Raw genomic sequence first — 1,291 nt, 5'->3', positions numbered from 1 at the left:
GAGGGTGTTCAATATTCTGTGTCAGCCTGTCATAACTCTATGTGGGCATCCAGTCGTCCCTCGAAGTGGATCGACAGTTGTGACAGGGTCAGGTTCCAGTTCTGTACAGGATGTGTCCAGCGCTCGGATGCCTGCAACATACCGGCATAGAGCAGCTTAAGTAAACTGTTTTCATTGGCAAATCCCCCCTTGGTCTTGGTCAGTTTACGGAACTGGCGGTGGACGGCCTCGACGGCATTGGTGGTGTATATCGCCGTGCGCACGTAATCCGGATACTTGAAGTAGGCTGACAGCGTATGCCATTTGTTGCGCCAGGATTTGATGACCAGCGGGTATTTCTCGCCCCATTTCGCTTCCAGCTCATCCAGCGCCATCTCTGCAGCTGCGAGGGTGGTGGCTTTATAGACGCACTTCAAATCGGCGATAAAAGCTTTTTGGTTCTTGCTGGCGACGTATTTCAGCGAGTTGCGAATTTGATGGATGATGCAGTGCTGAATTTCGGTTTTCGGGTAAATGCTGGCGATGGCTTCCGGGAACCCCAGCAGGCCATCAACACAGGCGATGAGAATATCTTTGACGCCACGATTGTACAGGTCGGTCAGTACCGCCAGCCAGTGATGTGCGCCTTCATGTTCGGATAAATACAGGCCCAGCAGTTCTTTCTTGCCTTCCACATTCAAGCCCAGAATGGTGTAGACCGCCTTGGTGATAAAGCGGCCATGTTCCTTGATTTTGTAGTGAATGGCATCGAGCCAGACAATAGGATAAATTGCATCCAACTCGCGTTCACGCCATGCCTGTAATTCGGGCAACAGCTTGTCGGTGACGCTGTTGATAGTGCCGTTTGATACATGAATACCGTAAATATCCTCGATATGGCAGCGGATATCCTGGTAACTGGTGCCCAGGGAGAACAAGGCAATGATTTTGCGCTCAAGTTCGTCGGTCAGTTGAGTTTGATGTTTCTTGACGATTTGCGGTTCAAAGGTACCTGCCCGGTCACGTGGTGTGTGCAATTCAAAGCTGCCGCTTGGGCTTTTAACCGTTTTCGGCGTCGAGCCATTCTTGCGATTGGGGCTGTCATCTTGCTGCAGATGTTGCTCAAGCTCGGCCTGCATGGCGGCTTCGGTGAGCTGCTTAATCAGCGGAGTCAGGATGCCGTCTTTACCGGTCAGGTCTTTACCATCACGCAAAGCCTGAATAGCGGCTTCCATATCGAAAGTTGGTTTGGTCATGTGTCATCTCTTTTTGTCGTAGTTTAATGAAATGACACAGAATTATGAACACTACC

The 1,291-nt window shown here is 50.6% G+C and carries 1 protein-coding gene; it reads right to left on the bottom strand.

Features of this window, described 5'->3' with window-relative positions; genetic code table 11:
- Nucleotides 1–29: 29 nt before the first annotated feature.
- Nucleotides 30–1,235, bottom strand: a complete 1,206-nt coding sequence (locus HC757_RS18850) for an IS256 family transposase (protein WP_169565978.1) — start codon at nucleotides 1,233–1,235, stop codon at nucleotides 30–32.
- Between the last annotated feature and the right edge of the window lie 56 nt (nucleotides 1,236–1,291).

Source organism: Shewanella salipaludis, assembly GCF_012911865.1.
Classification (GTDB): Bacteria; Pseudomonadota; Gammaproteobacteria; order Enterobacterales; family Shewanellaceae; genus Shewanella; species Shewanella salipaludis.
The sequence above is the reverse complement of the archived record's forward strand: the minus strand, read 5'-3'. Positions and strand labels throughout refer to the sequence as shown.

What these genes read in the sequence shown, in the direction of transcription:
- HC757_RS18850 (WP_169565978.1), bottom strand. Translation starts at nt 1,235, where the DNA reads ATGACCAAACCAACTTTCGATATGGAAGCCGCTATTCAGGCTTTGCGT.